General features: G+C 71.8%; 19 protein-coding genes. 11 read left to right on the top strand and 8 right to left on the bottom strand.

What is annotated here, in order from left to right; genetic code table 11:
• The first annotated feature begins 5 nt into the window (after window positions 1–5).
• On the top strand, window positions 6–959 hold the full coding sequence (locus AB0M30_RS23715; protein WP_364587174.1) for a threonine/serine dehydratase: 954 nt from the start codon (window positions 6–8) through the stop codon (window positions 957–959).
• Here the strand turns inward: AB0M30_RS23715 and AB0M30_RS23710 are convergent.
• The 5 genes from AB0M30_RS23710 to AB0M30_RS23690 form a co-directional block, all read right to left on the bottom strand.
• Window positions 901–1,719: an LLM class flavin-dependent oxidoreductase gene (locus AB0M30_RS23710; RefSeq protein WP_364587171.1), complete on the bottom strand. Its 819-nt coding sequence runs from the start codon at window positions 1,717–1,719 to the stop codon at window positions 901–903. The genes AB0M30_RS23715 and AB0M30_RS23710 overlap by 59 nt on opposite strands.
• Before the next feature lie 82 nt (window positions 1,720–1,801).
• Window positions 1,802–2,632, bottom strand: a complete 831-nt coding sequence (locus tag AB0M30_RS23705; RefSeq protein WP_103340511.1) for a peptidoglycan-binding protein — start codon at window positions 2,630–2,632, stop codon at window positions 1,802–1,804.
• 40 nt (window positions 2,633–2,672) lie between these two features.
• Window positions 2,673–4,886, bottom strand: a complete 2,214-nt coding sequence (locus AB0M30_RS23700; RefSeq protein WP_364587168.1) for a heavy metal translocating P-type ATPase — start codon at window positions 4,884–4,886, stop codon at window positions 2,673–2,675.
• Complete coding sequence (locus AB0M30_RS23695; RefSeq protein ID WP_364587165.1) at window positions 4,883–5,779, bottom strand: hypothetical protein; 897 nt, start codon at window positions 5,777–5,779, stop codon at window positions 4,883–4,885. The genes AB0M30_RS23700 and AB0M30_RS23695 overlap by 4 nt, the downstream gene beginning before the upstream one ends.
• Window positions 5,776–5,979: a heavy metal-associated domain-containing protein gene (locus AB0M30_RS23690; protein ID WP_364587163.1), complete on the bottom strand. Its 204-nt coding sequence runs from the start codon at window positions 5,977–5,979 to the stop codon at window positions 5,776–5,778. Before AB0M30_RS23690 ends, AB0M30_RS23695 begins: the two co-directional genes overlap by 4 nt.
• 355 nt (window positions 5,980–6,334) lie before the next feature.
• Here AB0M30_RS23690 and AB0M30_RS23685 point away from each other — a divergent pair, with 355 nt between their 5' ends.
• From AB0M30_RS23685 to AB0M30_RS23665, 5 genes are all read left to right on the top strand, one after another.
• Window positions 6,335–7,387, top strand: a complete 1,053-nt coding sequence (locus AB0M30_RS23685; protein WP_364587160.1) for a C40 family peptidase — start codon at window positions 6,335–6,337, stop codon at window positions 7,385–7,387.
• A gap of 61 nt (window positions 7,388–7,448) precedes the next feature.
• Window positions 7,449–7,871, top strand: coding sequence for a hypothetical protein (locus AB0M30_RS23680; RefSeq protein WP_364587157.1), 423 nt, complete (start codon window positions 7,449–7,451; stop codon window positions 7,869–7,871).
• A 66-nt stretch (window positions 7,872–7,937) separates the two neighbouring features.
• A complete protein-coding gene (locus AB0M30_RS23675) occupies window positions 7,938–8,138 on the top strand; it encodes a DUF3072 domain-containing protein (protein ID WP_013227672.1) in 201 nt (66 codons plus the stop codon).
• Between the two features lie 568 nt (window positions 8,139–8,706).
• Window positions 8,707–8,985, top strand: a complete 279-nt coding sequence (locus AB0M30_RS23670; protein WP_364587154.1) for a hypothetical protein — start codon at window positions 8,707–8,709, stop codon at window positions 8,983–8,985.
• A gap of 32 nt (window positions 8,986–9,017) precedes the next feature.
• Window positions 9,018–9,194 (top strand): hypothetical protein, encoded by a 177-nt coding sequence (locus AB0M30_RS23665; protein ID WP_364587151.1) that lies wholly within the window; start codon window positions 9,018–9,020, stop codon window positions 9,192–9,194.
• Window positions 9,195–9,198: 4 nt separating this feature from the next.
• Here the strand turns inward: AB0M30_RS23665 and rho are convergent, their stop codons facing one another.
• A complete protein-coding gene (rho, locus tag AB0M30_RS23660) occupies window positions 9,199–10,260 on the bottom strand; it encodes a transcription termination factor Rho (protein ID WP_364587148.1) in 1,062 nt (353 codons plus the stop codon).
• Between the two features lie 247 nt (window positions 10,261–10,507).
• Between rho and AB0M30_RS23655 the strand changes: the two genes are divergently transcribed.
• Window positions 10,508–11,023 (top strand): ATP-binding protein, encoded by a 516-nt coding sequence (locus tag AB0M30_RS23655; RefSeq protein WP_364587145.1) that lies wholly within the window; start codon window positions 10,508–10,510, stop codon window positions 11,021–11,023.
• 634 nt (window positions 11,024–11,657) lie between these two features.
• Here the strand turns inward: AB0M30_RS23655 and AB0M30_RS23650 are convergent.
• Window positions 11,658–11,870, bottom strand: a complete 213-nt coding sequence (locus tag AB0M30_RS23650; RefSeq protein ID WP_103340506.1) for a hypothetical protein — start codon at window positions 11,868–11,870, stop codon at window positions 11,658–11,660.
• A gap of 63 nt (window positions 11,871–11,933) precedes the next feature.
• Window positions 11,934–14,177 carry a PHB depolymerase family esterase gene (locus AB0M30_RS23645; RefSeq protein WP_364587142.1) on the bottom strand — a complete coding sequence of 748 codons (2,244 nt, stop codon included), beginning with the start codon at window positions 14,175–14,177 and terminating at the stop codon, window positions 11,934–11,936.
• Between the two features lie 148 nt (window positions 14,178–14,325).
• Between AB0M30_RS23645 and AB0M30_RS23640 the strand changes: the two genes are divergently transcribed.
• The 4 genes from AB0M30_RS23640 to AB0M30_RS23625 are packed head-to-tail and all read left to right on the top strand — an operon-like array spanning window position 14,326 to window position 18,398.
• The gene (locus AB0M30_RS23640) at window positions 14,326–15,903 is read left to right on the top strand and encodes an alkaline phosphatase D family protein (protein ID WP_364587139.1); all 1,578 of its coding nucleotides are present in this window, start codon (window positions 14,326–14,328) and stop codon (window positions 15,901–15,903) included.
• Between the two features lie 54 nt (window positions 15,904–15,957).
• Window positions 15,958–16,779, top strand: a complete 822-nt coding sequence (locus tag AB0M30_RS23635) for a helix-turn-helix transcriptional regulator (protein WP_364587136.1) — start codon at window positions 15,958–15,960, stop codon at window positions 16,777–16,779.
• 42 nt (window positions 16,780–16,821) lie between these two features.
• On the top strand, window positions 16,822–17,682 hold the full coding sequence (locus tag AB0M30_RS23630) for an oxidoreductase (protein WP_364587133.1): 861 nt from the start codon (window positions 16,822–16,824) through the stop codon (window positions 17,680–17,682).
• Window positions 17,679–18,398: an SDR family oxidoreductase gene (locus tag AB0M30_RS23625; RefSeq protein WP_364587130.1), complete on the top strand. Its 720-nt coding sequence runs from the start codon at window positions 17,679–17,681 to the stop codon at window positions 18,396–18,398. Before AB0M30_RS23630 ends, AB0M30_RS23625 begins: the two co-directional genes overlap by 4 nt.
• The last annotated feature ends 75 nt before the right edge of the window (window positions 18,399–18,473 follow it).

The following is an 18,473-nucleotide window of genomic DNA, read 5'->3' as shown; positions in this document are numbered from 1 at the left end:
AAGCCATGATCAGCACAGCGGATGTCGAACGGGCGGCGGCGCGCATCGAGGGCCGGGTCCGCCGGACGCCGGTGCTCGCCGCGGACGAAGGCGTGTGGTTCAAGCTGGAGCAGCTGCAGCACACCGGGTCGTTCAAGGCCCGGGGCGCCTTCAACCGGATCCTCGCCGCCGGAGCGCAAACCGGGGTGGTGGCCGCGTCGGGCGGCAACGCCGGGCTCGCCGTCGCGTACGCGGCCCGCGAATTCGGGCTCCCGGCGCGGGTCTACGTCCCGGCGACCGCACCCGTGGTGAAGGTCGCGAAACTCCGGCAGCTCGGCGCGGCGGTGGAACTCGTCGGCGAGAAGTACGCCGACGCCTACGACGCGGCCGTCAAGCACGCGGCGGACTCCGGCGAGCTCTTCTGCCACGCCTACGACCACCCGGACATCTGCGCCGGCCAGGGCACCCTCGGCCTCGAACTGCTGGTGCAGGCGGACACCCCGGACACGATCCTCGTCGCGGTCGGTGGTGGCGGGCTGCTGGCCGGCGTCGCCGCCGCGGTCGAAGGCCGGGCGCGCGTGATCGGCGTCGAGCCGCGCACGATCCCGACGCTGCACTCGGCGCTGGCCGCCGGCGAGCCGGTCACGGTCGACGTCTCCGGTGTCGCCGCCGACTCGCTGGGCGCGTCCCGGCTCGGCGACATCGCGTTCGCGGTCGCCACCCGCACGGACGCGGGCTCGGTGCTGGTGGACGACGCCGCGATCGTCGAAGCGCGGGCGGCGCTGTGGGACCGCTACCGCCTCGCCGTCGAACCCGGTGGGGCGACCGCGTTCGCCGCCCTGCTCACCGGCGCCTACCGGCCCGCGCCGGGCGAACGGGTCGCCGTCCTGCTCTGCGGCGCCAACACCGACCCCGCCACGCTCACTTCCCCGACAGCCGCGCCACCACCGGGGCGAACTCCTCGAGGAACGCGCCGTTGACGCTGAAGTAGGACACGCCGTGTTCCGCGCGACGGCGTTCGAGCTCCGCCACCATGTCGTCGATGTCGCCGCGGAGCAGGCCGAGGGAGTCGTGCTCGATCAGCGTCTCGGCGTCGACGCCGATGAAGCCGCGGATCCACGGCGGGACCGTGTCGCCGACGACCCAGATGTTCATCGCGAACTCGAGGTCGCGGTCACCGGCCGCCGAACGGACTTCCTCGACGTACCCGGTCATTTCCTCCCGGGTGGTCAGCACGCCGCCGGCCATCGTGACGATGTCGGCCTTCCTCCCGGCGAGGCGGCGGACCTTGGGGCCGCCCGCGGCGATCATCACCGGCGTGTGCCCGTCGCCGTCCAGCCGGCGGACGTGGTCGATCGTCTCGGAAATCGAGTCGAGGCGCTCCTGCCCCGAGCCGTACGGCAGCCCGAGTTCTTCGGCCTGCTGCCGCATTTCCGGCCGCCCGGTGCCGAGGCCGAGCTCGAACCGGCCGTCCGTGACGACGGTCAGGCTGTGCGCCTCCCAGGCCGCCGCCCGCGCGGTGCGCAGCGGGCTCGCCAGGACGAACGAGCCGACCCGCAGCTCGGTCGTGGCCGCCGCGGCCGCCGCGAGCGCGGCGGTCGGCGTCGGCATGTTCAGGTTGTCCGGGCAGAGCAGCGTCGAATAGCCGAGCTCCTCGGCACGGCGAGCGGTGGCCAGCCACCGGGCACCCCCATCGGTCGCGCCCGCGACCACGCCGAACCGGAACGCCTTCTGCGGCATCGAAGCACCCCCACGTCGTTGGTCCTTCGATCAAACCACCGGTGGGCCCGGCCGTGCCACCACGGCCGGGCCCACCCCGGCATCAGCCGCGCTGGTACTCCTCCCAGGTGACCTTCGCGACCTGCGGGCCGTCGTCGGCGCCGCGGCCGGCCAGGCCGTTCATGCCCAGGTAGTAGTCGCCGGTCTGGTGCTGCGCACCCGACGACAGGTCCGGGTCGGAGATCGCCATCGCGTGGATGTGGTAGTCGAAGCCCTGCGCCGGCGTGCGGTACCAGGCCGCGAACCCGACGTTGCGCAGCGCCTTCAGCAGGGTGGTCCGGGTGGTCGAGGACATGCCGGACACCGAGATGTCCATCGCGCCGCCGCCGTCGTGGGTCCCGGCCGAGGCGTCGACGCCACCGGGGTTGTACGAGCCCTGCGTCAGGCTGACCTGGAAGCCCGCTTTTCCTTCCGCCGCAACGAGCATCGCCTTGGTGCGGGTGTTGAGGGTCTTGCCGTGGTAGGTCACCTGGCTGCCCGCGGAAACCGCATTCGTGACGGTGTACCGGCCTTCGCCCAGCTTCTCCAGCGAGGTCTTGCCCGGCAGGCCGGAAGCGTCGAGGCCGGTGTAGCCCAGCGACTTCTGGTACTGCGAGTACGCCGTGATCGTCGTGGTGCCGAAGTAGCCGTCGACGTACTGGCTCGCCAGCAGTCCCTTGGCCTGCAACGCCTGCTCGACGAGCAGGACGCTGTCGTGCGCGCCCGGCGTCAAGGTGTCGTCGGCGCGGCGCGGGTCGATCTGGGCCGCCTTGAGCACGGCCTCCATGTTCGCACCGGGCAGCACCGTCGTGGCCGCAGTCTCGGCCTGAGCCGGTGCGGCCACGGCGAACGCAGCGGCGGTGAGCGCCGTGAGCACGGCGGCCTTCGTGAACATCCTGGTCCTCCATGGGTTGGAATCGGTACGGCCATGAGGATCACGCAACCGGATACAAGGGACGTACAAACCGGTTCCACCCGGCCCGGAACCCCCGCAGGCGCAGGCTGTTCGTCACGACGAAGACCGAGCTGACCGCCATCGCCGCGCCGGCGATCATCGGGTTCAGCAGGCCCGCGGCGGCCAGCGGCAGCGCGGCGACGTTGTAGGCGAAGGCCCAGAACAGGTTGCCCTTGATCGTCCGCAGCGTCCGGCGCGACAACCGGATCGCGTCGGCCGCGGCGAGCAGGTCGCCGCGCACGAGCGTCAGGTCGGCCGCCTCGATCGCGGCGTCGGTGCCGGTACCCATGGCCAGGCCCAGATCCGCCTGGGCCAGCGCGGCCGCGTCGTTGACACCGTCGCCGGCCATGGCGACGACCTTGCCGTCCGCCTGCAGCCGCCGCACCACGTCGGCTTTGTCCTTCGGCAGCACTTCGGCGATCACGTGCTCGATGCCGACCTCGGCGGCGACCGCCCGCGCCACGGTTCCGGCGTCCCCGGTCAGCAGCACCGGTGTCAGGCCGAGTGCCCGCAGCCTCCGGACCGCTTCGGCCGACGTCGGCTTCACCGTGTCCGCGACGACCAGCCGCCCGCGAACTTCGCCGTCCCAGGCCACGGAGACCGTGGTGCCCGGGTGCTCCTCCGCGTCGTCCCCGGCGAATTCCGCGCGTCCGACGACGACCTGGTGCCCGTCCACCACGCCTTCCACGCCCAGGCCCGGCGTGCTGCGGAAGTCCACAACGGACGGCAGTGCGCCGAACCGTTCGCGAGCGGCGTCCGCGATCGCCCGGCCCACCGGGTGCTCGGACGCGGCCTCGACCGCGCCCGCGAGGCGCAGTACTTCGCCCTCGCCCCGCACCAGCGCCATCTTCCCGGTGGTCACGGTGCCGGTCTTGTCGAGCACGACGGTGTCCACGCGCCGGGTCGATTCGAGCACCTCCGGGCCCTTGATGAGGATGCCCAGCTGCGCGCCGCGGCCGGTGCCGACCAGCAGCGCCGTCGGCGTCGCGAGCCCCAGCGCGCACGGGCACGCGATGATGAGCACGGCGACCGCGGCGGTGAACGCGGCCGACGGCGTTTCCCCGGCCCCGAGCCAGAAGGCGAGCGTCGCCACGGCGAGCGCGATGACGATCGGGACGAAGACCGCCGAGACGCGGTCCGCCAGCCGCTGCACCTGCGCCTTGCCCGTCTGCGCCGCCTCGACCAGCCGGGCGGTCTGCGCCAGCTGCGTGTCGGCGCCGACGCGGGTGGCGCGGACGACGAGCCGGCCACCGGCGTTCACCGTGGCGCCGGCCACGGCGTCGCCCGGGCGCACCTCCACCGGCACGCTCTCGCCGGTGAGCAGGCTCGCGTCGATCGCGGACCCGCCGTCCTCGACGACGCCGTCAGTCGCCACCTTCTCCCCCGGCCGCACCACGAACCGGTCGCCGACGGCGAGCTCGCCGATCGGGACACGCCGTTCCCCGCCGTCGCGCAGCACGGCGACGTCCTTGGCGCCGAGGTCCAGCAGCGCGTGCAGGGCGGCGCCGGCGCGGCGCTTCGAGCGGGCCTCGAAGTAGCGGCCGGCCAGGATGAACGTCGTCACGCCGGCGGCGACCTCGAGGTAGATCGCGCCGTCGCCGGCCATCCGCTCGACGGTCAGCTCGAACGGGTGGCTCATGCCGGGGGTGCCCGCGCTGCCGAACAGCAGCGCGTACAGCGACCAGCCGAACGCGGCGAGCGTGCCGATCGAGATGAGCGTGTCCATGGTGGCGGCGCCGTGGCGGAGGTTGGCGAACGCGGCGCGGTGGAACGGCCACGCTCCCCACACCAGCACCGGGGCGGCCAGGGTGAGCGAGATCCACTGCCAGTAGGTGAACTGCCAGGCGGGGACCATCGCCAGGACGACCACGGGGACGCTGAGCACCGCGGAACCGAGCAGGCGCTGCCGCAGGGTCCGGGTGGGGTCCTCGGCGGCCCGTTCCGGTTCCTCCGCTTCCTCCGCTTCCGCTGCGGGCAGCGTGGCACCGTAGCCCGCCGCTTCGACCTGGGCGACGAGGTCCTGCGGAGCGACGTCGCCGGCGTAGCTGACCTTCGCCTTCTCCGTGGCGTAGTTGACCGTCGCGGTGACACCGTCCAGCTTGTTGAGCTTGCGTTCGATCCGCATGGCGCAGGACGCGCAGGTCATGCCGGTGATGGCCAGTTCGACCTCGGCCCGGTCCAGCTGCACGGTCACGACGCGCTCCCTTCCGCGGTGGTCACGGTGAATTCGGCGGTCTGGACGACGCCACCGTGGCGGAAGTCCAGGAACAGGCGGTAGGTCCCGGCGGAGGGCACCTCGGCGAAGAACGTCACGGCCGGGCCCGCGGCGGTCTTCCCGTCGCCGGGCTCGCCGTCCGGGTGGACGTGCAGGTAGCCCAGGTCGCCGCCGCGGAGGGCGACGAGATGGCCGTACGCGCCCAGGTAGGGCTGCAGATCGGTGACCGGGCGGCCGTCCTCGGTCACCGTCGCGGTGACCCGCGAGGAGCGGCCGGGGACCAGGTCGCCGTCGAGCCGGACGCGGTAGCCGCTGACATCCGCGACCCGCGACTCCCGGTGGTCGACCGGCTGGAACAGCCCGGGCGCGACGAGGTCGACGCCCAGCGTCTGCGCCTTCCCACCGGAGGGGGTGAAGTCCGCGAAGGCCCGGTAGCTGCCCGCTTCGGCGATCGCGATCGGCACGGTCCACGTGCCGTCGGCGCCGAGGCCGGGGTGCAGGTGCCGGTACCCGGTGGTGTCGCGGCGGACGACGATGAAGTGCATCCGCTTCTCGTGCTCCACGTCGTAGGCGGTCACGGCGGCGCCGTCCGGGCCGGTGATCTTGAAGGTGAACGCCGTGGTGGCGCCCGGGGTGAGCGTGGTGGACGCGGGGGTGAGGGTGTAGCCGCCCGCGGCCGAGGCCAGCCCGCCGGGCTGGTGGTCCGCGACCGCCGCGGCGGTGCCGCCGTGGGTGTCCCCGTGCCCGGCGGCCCCGGTCCCCGCCCCGGTCGCGCCCGGGAAGGGACCGACAGCGGTGCCGGTCACCCAGCCGCCGGCGGCGACCAGGGCGAGGGCCGCGCCGTAAGCGGCGAGCTTCGCTGCGGTGTTCATGTCAGCCGGTACCCCGCTTCTTCCACGGCACCCCGCACGTCGTCGGCGGACAGGGCCGCGGTGCTGCGCACGGTCACCGCGCCGGTACCGAGGTCCACGGCGACCCCGGTGACGCCGTCGAGTCCGCGGATCCCCTCTTCCACCGACCGGGCGCAGTGGCCGCACGTCATGCCGGTGACGGTGTAGGTCGAGTTCGTCATGCCTCCATGGATACCCTAGGGGGGTAGGGTAATCAAGGGTGGTAACGGCATGTAATCCCAGCCACAGTCGAGGACGGTCCCGCTGGTCCAGGCTTGTTAATCGGCGTCACAGAGAGTTTCCGGCGGCCCGCCCTGGACGTACCCGTGCTCGTTTCGTAACCTGTTCGAGATCTCGCGGCCCCCGGTCGTCCCCCGACGGCGACGCGAGATCGCCGCCGATACCCCCCTGCCGGGTACCGGACCCCACGCGGGCTCTTCCTGTTGCGGTCGAGCGCGCCCCGGGCACGGGCGAGGCCCCCGACTCGCCGTCCCGGTACCCGCCGGCGGCCGATCAGCAAAGGAGACCCGCGCGAGAATGCGTTCGCATCAAGTCAAGCGCGTGGTGTCAGGTGCCCTCGCCGCGGCCTCGGTGATCACCCTCGTCACCATGGCCCAGCCGGCGGCCACCGCCGCCCCCGTCCCCGTCCTCCAGGCGCCCCCCGCCGGCTCGGACGCCCTCGCCAAGTACCGCGATCTCGCGGCGCAGGCGGAAAAGCTCAACGAAGACCTGCTCCGGGCCCAGGACGACCTGACCGCGAAGCAGGGTCAGCTCGACAAGGCCAACGCCGACGTCGACGCCGCGAAGAACGCCGGCGCGCAGGCCATCGAGGCGAAGCAGCGGTACCAGTCCGAAGTGGACAAGTTCGCCGGAGCGTCGTTCACCAGCGGCGTCCAGATGAACAAGCTGTCGGCGCTGCTGGCCGGAACGTCCACTCAGGACTTCCTGGACCGCTCGGCGGCGCTCGAGGTCATCGCGACCGACAAGAACGCCGCGATGGGCAACCTCAGCGGCGCGGCGGCCAAGGCCGCGGCGGCCGAGAAGTCGGCCGCCGACGCGGCGAAGCGGGCGCAGGACGCCCGGGACGCGGCGGCGAAGCTGGCCTCGGACATCGAGGCCAAGAAGAAGGACCTGCAGGGCCAGATCGACCAGATCGAGGCGCAGAGCCGGAACCTCAGCACCTCCGACAAGGCCGCCCAGAAGGATACCGGCGGTGCGGCGCCGACCGTGAAGGCGCCCAGCGCGGCGGCCCAGAAGGCGGTCGACGCGGCGCTCAGCAAGCTGGGCAGCGCCTACGTCTGGGGCGCAACCGGGCCGAGCACGTTCGACTGCTCGGGCCTGATGCAGTGGGCGTACAAGCAGGCCGGCATCACCCTGCCGCGGAACTCCGCGGCCCAGGCCGGCTTCGGCACCTCGGTGTCGCGTTCCCAGCTGCAGCCCGGCGACCTCGTCGCCTACTACTCGCCGGTGTCCCACATCGGGATGTACATCGGCGACGGCAAGATGGTGCACGCGCCGACGAGCGGCGACGTCGTCAAGATCTCGCCGCTGATGAGCGAGTACGCGGGAGCCACGCGCCCCACGTCCTGAGGTAGCACGGGTGCCCCGTTCCGCGAAGTGTAGAAATCGCGGAACGGGGCACTTTGCGCGCATGGACGAGAACCCTGACGCCGTCACCGTCGAAGCCGTCGGCAAGGTGACCGAGGCCCTCGAGACGATCGAGCGCGCTCGCGGGCACCTCTACTCCTTCCACCAGCTGACCGGCAGCGCGGACCTGGCCCTCGGCGAGGCCGTGGAGCAGCTCGAGAAGGCCGGCCACGGCGACTGGGCGCGGCGGATCTCCGAAGAGCTCATCGGGCTCAACGTATTACCCGATCGGTGGACTTTCCAGGTCGTCGAGGAGTACGACGACGGTTACTACAAGGCGTGCCGCGACCTTGAGCGTGAGCTGCTCACTTCGCTCACCGGAGGACGCCGCCACCTGCACGAACAGCAGATGAAGGACGACCGCCGCACACACGGCAGGCCGGGGCACGAGCCGGGCGGCCCGAGCACACCCCCGGCAGGCACGTGAGCGGCGATTGTGGGACCCCTGCGCTACAGTCGACCGCAGGCGAACAGATGTTCGATTGGAGTTGAGATGACCGATCAGGTGGAACCGAACCCCGAGAAGGACCCGAGCGACTGGACCACCGGCGACGAGCCGATGACCGGGCCGCAGAAGTCGTACCTGCAGACGTTGGCGCAGGAAGCCGGTGAAGAGGTGCCGGACAACCTGACGAAGGCGGAGGCGTCCGAGCGGATCGACGCTCTCCAGAAGACGACCGGCCGCGGCACGTGAGGGGTGCGGGGGCCGGGGGCCAGGGTGCCGGGCAAGGCAGACCTCCGCGCGGCAGCGCGCAACCGGTGGGCCACGGATAGGCGGTGCCCGGGTCCGGCGCAGGTGAGCCCCGCGCTCGGCCCGCCTGGTGGGGTCGCCGAGGTGCGGTGACGCGCAGGTGAGCCCACCGGTTCGCGCCGGTGCACAACCGGTGCGCCATCGAGGGGCGGCGCCCACTTCCCGCGCAGGTGAGCTCCGCGCTCGCCGCCTGCTGGGGCCGCCGAAGCGCGGTGCCGCGCACGCGCGCCGGTCCACAACCGGTGGGCCGGCGAGGGCGGTGCCCGGGTGCCGCGCAGGGTGGCCTGCGCGCTCGCCCGCCTGCTGGGGCGCCGAGGTGCGGTGCCACGTTCGCGGCGGTGCGCCCGCTGGACCGCCGAGGGACGGTGCCCAGGTCCCGCGCAGGTGAGCCCACCGGTTTGCGTCGGTGCGCCGACTCCGCAACCGCCGGTGTGCCCGACGCCACGGCTTGTCCCTCGCCGGTGGGGGTAGTCATCCGGGAGATGCCCTACTCCCCGATGGAGGACATCCCGTGTACCTGACCGTGCTGCTCGTCACCCTCGCCGGACTGCTCGTGCTCGGTGGAGTCGCCGTGCGGGAGCTGCCGAACCCGTATCCGCTCACCGCGAAACGGACCCTCGTCGCCGCCTGGGTGGTGGCCGCCGCCGGGGTGGGGTGGTGGGCCTTTGCTCCCGGGGCCGCGCCGCTCGTTGTCACCGTTGTCGGGTTCGGGTTTCTCGTGGCCTCCCTGAACCGCGGGCCCGAGCGGCCTTCGTACCCGCGGGCGACCCCGTACCAGCCGCCCCGATGAGTGGAAGCTCGCGGACCGGGTACCTCTCGGGAATGTCGCATCCGAACGAACAGCAACCCGAGATCGCCCGGCCCGGCACCGAAGATCCCGGCCGTACCGAAGACCGGCTCTACGGTCGCGGCGAAGGCGAACCACCGGACAACCCCGGGGAAGCCGACAGCGTCGGCGCGGAAGTGATCGGCGAACTGCGGGAGCGTCGCGAAAGCTGAGCGCTCAGGCCGCTTCCGGCAGCGCCGCACCCGTCACGCGGAGCAGGAACTCGGTGTTGGAGCCGGTCTTGCGGAGCTGCTCCAGCAGCTGCTCGATCGCGTGCGGGCCCGGCAATGCCCGCCGGACTTCGCGCGTGGCCGCGAGTTCGCCCGGGGTGACCAGCAGTTCTTCGCGCCGGGTGCCGGAGGCGGCCACGTCGACCGCCGGGAAGACGCGCCGCTCGGCCGTCTTGCGGTCGAGCTTGAGCTCGGCGTTGCCGGTGCTCTTCAGTTCCTCGAAGAACACCGTGTCGGCCAGTGAACCGGTTTCCACCAGCGCCGACGCGATGATCGTGAGCGAACCGCCGCCCTCGACGTTCCGTGCGGCGCCGAGGATCCGCTTCATCGGCAGCAACGCGGCCGCGTCGACGCCGCCGGACAGCGTGCGGCCGGACGGGCGGGCCGAAAGGTTGTACGCGCGGCCGAGCCGGGTGAGCGAGTCGAGCAGCAGCACGACGTCTTCGCCGTGCTCCACCAAGCGTTTCGCGCGCTCGACGGCCAGTTCCGCGACAGCAACGTGTTCGGCCGGTGGACGGTCGAAAGTGGACGCGATCACCTCGCCGCGCACGGTCCGGCTCAGCTCGGTGACCTCTTCGGGACGTTCGTCGGCGAGCAGGACCAGCAGCCGGCAGTCGGGGTGGTTGACCGACAGCCCGTGGCCGATTTCCTGCAGCACCGTGGTTTTCCCGGCTTTCGGCGGCGAGACGATCAACGCGCGTTGTCCCCGGCCGAGCGGGGTGACGAGGTCGATGACGCGGGGCAGCAGCCGCGCCGGCGTGGTTTCGAGCAGCAGCCGGCGATCCGGGTGCACCGGCACGAGGTCGGCGAAGCGCGGGCGCGGCTCGTCCGGGTCGCGGCCGTTGACGCTGGTGATCTTCTCGGCGGTGCCGGTGACTTCGTCGCCGGGCCGCAGGTTGTGCTGGCGCACCAGGGAAAGCGGGACGGCGACGTCGTCGGGCGCGGGCCGGTAGCCGGGCCGGGCGAACGGGGTTTTGCCGGACAGGTCGAGGATTCCGTGAAAAGACATGGGTGTCTCCTGAGATGGTGATGAGGCCCGCGCACAGACGGCGAGGCCGGGAAGAAGGAAAGAGGCCGACTGGCCTGGATCCGGGGAGCTGCCTCCGGGCGGCCGAGGGGCCGACATCCGCGAGGAGCGTCTCCACTGTAGCGACAGATCTCACGAAGCACAACGGGTAAGACTCCGTGGCGGTGGGTAGTCCACGAGAGAAGCCCGCTGACACGGGGGAACCGCGGCTGAACGATGGGAGCGGATCGTGTATCGACATACCCCGGAAACTGGCGTCGATACGGGCGAGAGCACCGACGCCGACCAAGCCGGGACCACGGCCCCGGAGCGCTTCACCGCCGGAGCCGTGGTCGCCCCGGCATTCGAAGAACTGGCGCCGGCTCTGCCCAACGAGATGGCCGGCCTGCGCCGCAAGCTGATCCAGTGGCTGAGCGAGTTCCCGCTCGACCCGGACAGTCAGCACGACATCACGCTGGCGACATACGAGGCCCTGGCCAACGTAGCGGCCCACGCCTACCCGGACGGCCACGGCTGGGCCCGCTTGCAGGCCCGCCGAGAGGGCGACGCGATCACGGTGACGGTGACGGACACCGGCTGCGGCATCCCGGCGACGCGCCCGCGCAAAGCGGGCCTGCGCACCTCAGGTGGCCGCGGCCTGCTGCTGATCGACAAGGTGACGGACCAGTCCGACATAGACACGAGCACCACGGGAACAACGGTCCGCATGACATGGCGCCCGCCGGCCCTCCGGGACGCAGGCTGACGGCCGCCGCGACGCGGCCGGCCGAGAACCAGAGGAACCGCCGGTCGACTGGCGCGGCAAAGTACCAGTCGACCCCACCCGCCGGCTCGCTACCAGCGCGCCGGCGGGTTTGTGCCCGGCGGCAGCCCGGGCGGATCCCAAGGGTTGGCCCGGTCGGCAACACGCCGGCGGATTTGCCCAGCAGCATCCCCGCCGAACCGCAACGGCCGATCCGGTCGCCAACATGCCAGCGAGATTGTGGCTGCCGACCCCCACCGGCTGGGCCCGCTTGACCAGCACGGCCTGCGCCGGCGAAATAGTCCGAGGCTCTGGGCACGCGCTACCGCGACCGGTGCGCGGTGGTTTCGCGAGACAACAAGCGCGGCATCCCGGCTGAACGCCAAGACGGAGTGCATTTGCTCGGCGCGGTGTCCGGCCCGCATGCAATCCAGAGGCCTCTCACATGGCCGCCGGGGTTATCCCGCCCACACCCACTCCAGCGGCCGCGAAGGCCCCTGCCGGGCATATCCGGGCCGCCCTCAACCCAGCGGCCGCTCAAACCCCGCGCGCCGTCCACCGGCCGGGGTGCCCGGCCCCCAAATACCTCACCCCGGCGCCCCTCAACTCCCCCAGCGACCCCCTGAAGCCCCCTCTCTCAAGCCGCCTCGGCCAGGCGGATCAGCCTGTTCCTCGGGTACGAAACCAGCTCTCGCTCTTCATCCGTGGTGAAGATCTCGACGGAGTCCTCCCGCAACTCCGCCGAATTGACCTGCAGCTGCCACGCGGGCAGCCCCGGCGCCGGCTCGTGCCAGAACCACTGGCCCTTGGTGAGCTGGTGCGCCGGGACTGTCGCGTCGTCCGTTTTCATGTGCTGAGGCTATCCGTCACCACCGACAGTTTTCGCAGCACCTCGACCCTGTGATGACGACCACTATGGACTCGCGCAGGTCACCGTCGGGTCGGTCAGGTTGCCGCCGTGCTGGACCGTGAAGCCGATGACGTTGCCGCTTCCGTTGGGCCTCGCCGTCAGGACGTAGCCCGTGCTGTCCCACGTTCCCGTGTAGTTCCAGCTGCCGATCACCTTCTGGGGTGCGTGGAACGTCACCGTGAGCACCCAGTTGTTCGTCCCCGACACCGTCACCTGGCCGTTGAAGCCGACGTTCCACTCCGCCGTCTTGGCGTAAGCGGCCGAACAGCCACCAGGTGCCGGGGTGGTCGGGGTGGTCGGGGTGGTCGGGGTGGTGGGAGTCGTGGTGGTCGTGCCGCCGTCCGGGGGTGCTCCGGCGTTCAACGCCTCGAGCACCGCCGTGTAGGCCGCCTTCTTCTGGCCGTTGCCGTCGAACAGCAACGGTGTTGCCGACGCCCGCCACGAATCCGTGTCGCGGATGCCCCACACCGTCATCCCGGTGCAGCGCGTGACCGCCATGCACGCCGAAGTGACCATGCCGAAGTTGCTCGCCTGCGCCGTGCCCGAGCCTTCGATGTCCAGCTCGGTGATCTGGACGTCCACGCCGAGGTTCGCGAAGTTCTGCAGCGTCGTCCGGTAGTTCGACGGCACCGGGCTGTTCGGGTTGAAGTGCGACTGGAAGCCCACGCAATCGATCGGGACGCCGCGGGACTTGAAGTCCTGGACCATGCGGTACACGGCCTGGGTCTTCGCCTGGTTCCAGTCGTCGGTGTTGTAGTCGTTGTAACACAGCTTCGCGTCCGGGTCGGCCGCCCGCGCCGCGCGGAACGCCGCCTCGATCCAGTCGTCGCCCGTGCGCTGCAGGTTCGAATCACGCCGGGCACCCGAGCCGCCGTCGGCGAACGCCTCGTTCACCACGTCCCACGCGTAGATCTTGCCGCGGTAGTGGGACGCGACCTGGGTGATGTGGTTCAGGATCGCCTGGCGCAACGCCGAGCCCTCCATGCCCTGCATCCAGCCGGGCTGCTGCGAGTACCAGGCCAGCGTGTGCCCGCGCATCCGGGCGCCCTGGCTGGTCGCCTGGCTCACGATCCGGTCCGCGTTGGCGTACGAGAACTGGCCCTGCGAAGGCTCGGTCGCGTCGATCTTCAGCTCGTTCTCCGGCGTGATCATGGAGAACTCGCGGCTCAGGATGCCGGTGTACACGCTGTCCGACAGCTTGCTCGCCGAGACCGCCGTGCCGAAGTAGCGCCCGGTCCGGGCCGCCGCGCCGCCGAGCGTGCTGCCGGCGGCCGGCACCGACGACGTCGTGGTGGTCGGCGTGGTGGTCGTGGTCGAACCGCTGTTCAAGCCCAGGAACGCGATCGCGTACTGGACCATCCCGTTCTGCGGCAGCGCGTGCCCGGCACCCTGGACGCTGATGCCCTCGACCGGCGGCTGGGTGCCGGTGGCGCCGTAGCGGGTGCGCGTCCAGCCCGACTGCGGGGAATCAGTCGACGACGGCGTCTGGCCGATCCCCTGCAGGTTCGTCCACTGCTTGATCTCCTCCCCGAAGTTCGGGTAGCGCAGGGTGTCGTCCGCCGTGCCGTGCCACAGCTGCATCCGCGGGTACGGGCCGGTGCGCCCGCCGCTCATCTGCCGGGCCTGATCACCCCACTGCTGCGGGGTCTTGGTGAGCTGCCCGTTCGCGCACTGGCTGTTCCAGCTCGACCCGTCGGTGGTCGCGAAACAGCCGGCGGGCACGCCCATGAACGCCGAGCCGGCGGCGAACACGTCCGGGTACTCCGCGGCGAGCACGTTCGTCATCATCGCGCCCGAGGAAAAGCCGGTGACGTACACGCGGGAGGAGTCGACGTTGTAGCGCTGCTTCGCCCAGTTGACCATCGACAGGATGCCGACGGGGTCGCTGCCGCCGCCGCGGGTGAGGGCCTGCGGCGAGGAGACGTCGAAGCACTGTCCGCTGCGGGTGGCTTCCGGGAACACGATGACGTACCCGTACTGGTCGGCCGCGGTGACGTAGTCGCGGGCGTAGCCGTTGTAGATCGCCGACGCCGAGCCCGTGCAGTAGTGGACGGCCACGAGCAGCGCCGGGCGGGCCGCCACGTGGTCCGGGACGTAGGTGTACATGTTGAGGTTGCTGGGATTGCTGCCGAAGTCGGTGACCCTGGTCAACGTGGCCGCGGACGCCGGCTGCGCCGCCACGACCAGCACGATCGCCGCGGCGATCGCCAGCACGGCGGCGGAAAGGGCGGTGAGGAGTCTTCGCACTCGAGGAAATCCTTTCCGGGGGCGGGAACGCAGCTGGGACGATGGTTCGTCCCGCCGCCCGGCCGGTCAACGATTATCGAAACCTTTCGGGAACTTTCGAGCGAGTCACCGATCGGCCGCCCCGGCGGAGTTCTGGCAGGCTGCCGGGATGACCGAGCTGCTGCTGGGCCCGCTGCTGCGGCACGTCGACGCCACTTCGGCGACCATCTGGGTCGAGACCGGCGCCGCGTGCGAAGTCGGTGTCGGCGACGCCACCGCCCGCACGTTCGAGGTCGCCGGCCACCACTACGCGCTGGTCGTGCTCACCGGGCTCGAACCCGGGCGGAGCACGCCGTACGAGGTGCGGCTCGACGGCGACGTCGTCTGGCCCGAACCGGACGGTGACCTGCCGCCGAGCCGCATCCGGACGCTGCGGCCCGGCGACCCGCGGTTCCGGCTGGTGTTCGGGTCCTGCCGCAAGCCGCGGGAGCAGGACGCGCTGGGCCCGGACGCGCTCGCCGCCTACGCCCACCGGATGGCCGCCCTCGACGAGGACGAGTGGCCGGAATCGCTGCTGTTGCTCGGCGATCAGGTCTACGCCGACGAGACCACCGAAGCGACGCAGGAGTGGCTCGCCACCCGGCGTGATACCAAGAAGCCGCCCGGCGACGAGGTCGCCGACTTCGAGGAGTACTGCCACCTGTACTCCGAGGCCTGGTGCGATCCGGCGGTCCGCTGGCTGCTCTCGACCGTGCCGACGTCGATGATCTTCGACGACCACGACGTGCGCGACGACTGGAACACCTCGCAGGCCTGGCGCGCGAAGATGGCCCGGACCTCCTGGTGGCCCGAGCGGATCCGCGGCGCGCTGGTCTCGTACTGGGTCTACCAGCACCTCGGCAACCTGGGTCCGCACGAGCTGGCCGAAGACGAGCTCTACCAGCGGGTGCGCGAGTCGGGGGAAGACAACGCCGAGCTGCTGCGCGAGTTCGCCGACCGGGCCGACCGGGAAGCCGACGGCGCCAAGGGCACCCGGTGGTCCTACCGGCGCGACTTCGGCCCGGTCCGGCTCCTGGTGATCGACTCGCGGGCCGGGCGGATCCTCGAGGGCGGCCAGCGCTCGATGATCGGCGACGAAGAGTTCGGCTGGATCGAGGAGCAGGCGACCGGCGAGTTCGACCACCTGCTGATCGGCACGTCGCTGCCGTGGCTGCTGCCCACCGCGCTGTCGGCCGCCCAGTCGGCCAACGAGCGGCTCTGCGCCCGGCCCGGGCTGCTGGGGCGGGTCAGCGAGTTCATCCGGCAGCTGGTGGACCTCGAGCACTGGCCGGCCTTCCGCGCGTCGTTCGAGCGGCTGGCGAAGCTCATCGCCCGGGTCGCGGACCACGGGCCGGCGTCGGTCAGCGTGCTTTCCGGCGACGTGCACCACGCCTACGTGGCCCGGGCCGAGTTCCCCGGCGGCACCGCGGCGCCGGTCCACCAGCTGACCTGCTCGCCGGTGCACAACACCGTGCCGTGGTACATGAACCGGCTGTTCCGGGCCGGCTGGTCGCGGGCGCTGACCAGGGTGAGCGAGGGGCTGGCGCGCCGCACCGGGGTCCGGCCCGCGCCACTGTCGTGGCACTGCGTGTCCGGGCCGCACTTCGGCAACGCGGTGATGACCTTGGACGTCGACGGGCGCACGGCCACGGCGACGCTGCTGCGGGCCGAGCCGGACGCCGACGAGGAGCCGATCCGGCTGGTCTGAGGGTGGGTGCGGCACGGCCACCCAGGTGCGGCGATTCCGGGTTAGCCTCGAAGCATGGTCAAGGACAACACCCTCGGGGAGTTCCTCCGGGCCCGCCGTGAACAGGTGGGGCCGGAAGAGCTCGGCCTGCCTCCGGGCGGGTCACGACGGGTGGCGGGCCTGCGCCGCGAGGAGGTGGCGCTGCTGGCCGGCGTCAGCACCGACTACTACGTCCGGCTCGAGCAGGGCCGGGAGCGGAACCCGTCGGCGCAGGTCGTCGACGCACTCGCCCGCGGGCTGGCCCTGGACGAGGACGCCTCGGCCCACCTGCACCGGCTCGCCCGGCCGGCGCCCGGACGCCGGCGGCGGTCCCGGCGGCCGGAACGGGTCAGCCCGAACCTGCTGCGGTTGATGGACGGCTGGCCGGACACGCCCGCGCTCGTGCTCGGCCGCTGCCTCGACGTGCTGGCGCACAACGCGCTGGGCCAGGCGCTGTTCGCCGGGCACGCCCACAGCGGCGACCTGATCCGGCTCGTGTTCCTCGACCCGGACGCCCGCGAGTTCTACCCGGACTGGGAGCGCGTGGCCGTCAACACGGTCGGCGGCCTGCGGGCGGCCGCCGGGATCGACCCCGACGATCCGCAGCTCATCGACACCGTCGGCGAGCTGTCGGTCAAGAGCGCGGACTTCCGCCGACTGTGGGCCCGCCACGACATCCGGCAGAAGACCCACGAGACCAAGCGGTTCCGGCACCGGCTGGTCGGCGAGCTGGAACTGAGCTACGAGGCACTGACCGTCAACAGCGCCCCGGGCCAGCAGCTGATCGTCTACCAAGCCGAGCCGGGCAGCCCGTCGGAAGCGGCACTGGCCCTGCTGGGCAGTCTCGCCGCTTCCTGAAACCACTTTCCCATCCTTCCACAATGGACGGAGTACTTCGTCGTGCCCGAAAACTTTTCCGAGAACACCGTCTGGTTCATCACCGGCTGTTCCACCGGCCTCGGCCGCGCACTGGCCGAAACCGTGCTCGAGCGCGGGATGCGCGCGGTCGTCACGGCCCGTGATCCGGCGCGCGTCGCCGATCTCGCCGAGGCACACGGCGACCGCGCGCTGGCCCTGCCGCTCGACGTCACCGACCACGCCCAGGTCGTCGACGCCGTCAAGCGAGCGGAAGCGGCGTTCGGCCGGATCGACGTCCTGGTCGGCAACGCCGGCTACGGCTACCTCGCCGCCGTCGAGGAAGGTGAAGACGCCGAGATCCGGAACCTGTTCGACACCAACGTCTTCGGCCTCGCCGACGTCACCCGTGCGGTCCTGCCGGGCATGCGGGCGCGCCGCAGCGGCCACATCGTCACCGTGTCGTCCCTCGGCGGCCTGGCCGCGTTCGGCGCCACCGGCTACTACCACGCGACGAAGTTCGCCGTGGAAGGGCTTTCGGAGTCGCTGGCCGCGGAGGTGGCGCCGCTGGGCATCAAGGTGACCATCGTGGAGCCCGCCGCGTTCCGCACCAACTGGTCCGGCCCTTCGATGCGGGAGTCGGCGATCCGCATCGACGACTACGCCGAGACCGCGGGCGCCCGCCGGGAGGCGACGCTCGCGACCTACGGGCGGCAGCCGGGCGACCCGGCTCGGGCGGCCGAAGCGATCCTCACCGCCGTCGGCAGCGACGAACCGCCGCTGCGGCTGCTCCTCGGCCGGGCCGCCTACGACATCGCCACCACCCGGCTCGACTCCCTCCGTTCCACGTTCGACACCTGGCGCGAGACCACCCTCGGCGCCGACTTCCCGGAAGGAACCCCGTGAAAACCGTCCTCATCACCGGCGCCAGCAGCGGCATCGGCCGCGCCACCGCGCTGCGCCTCGCCGCCGAAGGCCACCACGTCGTGCTCGGCGCCCGGCGCGAAGACCGGCTGACCGAGCTGGCGAAGGAAATCCACGACGCGGGCGGCACCGCGGACGTGCACCGCCTCGACGTCACCGACCGCGCGGACGTCGCCGCGTTCGCCGAAGCCGCGGTCGAAGCCCATGGCCGGCTCGACGTCTTCGTCGCCAACGCGGGCGTGATGCCGTTGTCGCGGTTGGACTCGCTGCACGTCGGCGAGTGGGACCGGATGATCGACGTCAACGTCCGCGGCCTGCTGCACGGGATCGCGGCCGCCCTGCCGCACTTCCGGCGGCAGGGCGGTGGGCACTTCGTGACGATCGCCTCCACCGGCGCGCACGAGGTCGTGCCGACGGCCGCGGTCTACTGCGCCACCAAGTACGCGGCCCGGGCGATCACCGAGGGCCTGCGCCTGGAGGCCGACCCGGGCATTCGCGTGACGACGGTCTCCCCCGGCGTCACCGAGTCCGAGCTGGCCGACACCATCACCGAGCCCGGCGCCCAGGAGGCGATGCGCACCTACCGCGCGGTGACCATGCCGGCGGACGCCATCGCCGGAGCGGTCTCCTACGCGATCGGACAGCCGGACGGCGTCGACGTCAACGAGATCATCGTGCGGCCCACCGCCCAGCGGTGACACCGTGTCGTCCGCCCAATCACGCGTGTCGACCCTTCCGGCACGGCGTCCGGCGGGGCTCGGCGTGATTGCGGA

It is taken from the genome of Amycolatopsis sp. NPDC051716 (genome assembly GCF_040681595.1).
GTDB lineage: Bacteria > Actinomycetota > Actinomycetes > Mycobacteriales > Pseudonocardiaceae > Amycolatopsis.
This window is presented reverse-complemented; position numbering and strand designations above follow the sequence as displayed.

Excerpts from the sequence above, each read along its gene's own strand:
- AB0M30_RS23715 (WP_364587174.1), top strand. The coding sequence starts at position 6 with ATGATCAGCACAGCGGATGTCGAACGGGCGGCGGCGCGCATCGAGGGC.
- AB0M30_RS23710 (WP_364587171.1), bottom strand. The coding sequence starts at position 1,719 with ATGCCGCAGAAGGCGTTCCGGTTCGGCGTGGTCGCGGGCGCGACCGAT.
- AB0M30_RS23705 (WP_103340511.1), bottom strand. The coding sequence starts at position 2,632 with ATGTTCACGAAGGCCGCCGTGCTCACGGCGCTCACCGCCGCTGCGTTC.
- AB0M30_RS23695 (WP_364587165.1), bottom strand. The coding sequence starts at position 5,779 with ATGAACACCGCAGCGAAGCTCGCCGCTTACGGCGCGGCCCTCGCCCTG.
- AB0M30_RS23690 (WP_364587163.1), bottom strand. The coding sequence starts at position 5,979 with ATGACGAACTCGACCTACACCGTCACCGGCATGACGTGCGGCCACTGC.
- AB0M30_RS23685 (WP_364587160.1), top strand. The coding sequence starts at position 6,335 with ATGCGTTCGCATCAAGTCAAGCGCGTGGTGTCAGGTGCCCTCGCCGCG.
- AB0M30_RS23680 (WP_364587157.1), top strand. The coding sequence starts at position 7,449 with ATGGACGAGAACCCTGACGCCGTCACCGTCGAAGCCGTCGGCAAGGTG.
- AB0M30_RS23675 (WP_013227672.1), top strand. The coding sequence starts at position 7,938 with ATGACCGATCAGGTGGAACCGAACCCCGAGAAGGACCCGAGCGACTGG.
- AB0M30_RS23665 (WP_364587151.1), top strand. The coding sequence starts at position 9,018 with ATGTCGCATCCGAACGAACAGCAACCCGAGATCGCCCGGCCCGGCACC.
- rho (WP_364587148.1), bottom strand. The coding sequence starts at position 10,260 with ATGTCTTTTCACGGAATCCTCGACCTGTCCGGCAAAACCCCGTTCGCC.
- AB0M30_RS23650 (WP_103340506.1), bottom strand. The coding sequence starts at position 11,870 with ATGAAAACGGACGACGCGACAGTCCCGGCGCACCAGCTCACCAAGGGC.
- AB0M30_RS23640 (WP_364587139.1), top strand. The coding sequence starts at position 14,326 with ATGACCGAGCTGCTGCTGGGCCCGCTGCTGCGGCACGTCGACGCCACT.
- AB0M30_RS23635 (WP_364587136.1), top strand. The coding sequence starts at position 15,958 with ATGGTCAAGGACAACACCCTCGGGGAGTTCCTCCGGGCCCGCCGTGAA.